This is a genomic window from Bacteroides caecigallinarum (assembly GCF_016902295.1).
GTDB classification, from domain to species: domain Bacteria; phylum Bacteroidota; class Bacteroidia; order Bacteroidales; family Bacteroidaceae; genus Phocaeicola; species Phocaeicola caecigallinarum_A.
The window spans coordinates 1-709 of sequence record NZ_JACJLQ010000130.1 but is presented as its reverse complement, the minus strand read 5'-3'; the positions used below and the strand labels follow the sequence as shown (position 1 = coordinate 709).

The 709-nt window shown below is 41.3% G+C and carries 1 protein-coding gene; it reads right to left on the bottom strand.

Features of this window, described 5'->3' with window-relative positions; all coding sequences use genetic code 11:
• Positions 1-709 (bottom strand): ATP-binding protein (locus H6A27_RS14470; RefSeq protein WP_204509195.1); only part of this gene is annotated, 709 nt, incomplete at both ends.

Genomic DNA, 709 nt, shown 5'->3' with positions numbered 1-709 from the left:
ATCTATCTGCATATTGGCAAAGGTATTCAGAAGGCTGAAAGGATTATACATCCCCGGTGACTTAAAGCTGAAATGATAGCCGTCATAATTCAGTTTCAGGCGTGCGCAGGTTTCATCATAGCCTGTTCCAAGTTTCTCAGCCAGAGTGTGAATATCATCGTCGAAGTATCTGTGAAGCTCTTCTTCGGTTATTCCGCATATTTCGGAGAAACGGTTTATCATGGAGATATCCATCAGATTGTTCAAATCGCTGAACACACTTACTTTTCCCAATTTTGTAACTCCTGTTAGCATGGCAAACTGTATGTATCCGTCGCATGACTTCAAGGCACCATAGAAAGCTTTCAGGGTATTACGGTATTCAGTCTGTAGTTCTGGATTGCCTATAGCCTGAAGCATAGGCTTGTCGTATTCGTCTATGAGAATAACGACATTTCTTCCGGTTACTTCGTATGCCCGCTTTATAATATACATAAAACGTTCTTCCGGCACACGGTCTTTCTTCTCGTTACCATAAAGTTTCTCCCAAACCTCCAGATTTTGATTTAATATACCGATCAAAGACTCCTTACTGTGATAGTTTCTCGTATTCAAATCTATATGCAGCACAGGATACTCTATCCACTCCTTCTCCAGTTTATCCATTTCCAGCCCGGCAAAAAGTTCACGCTTGCCTGAGAAATACGCTTCGAGAGTAGATATAAGAAGA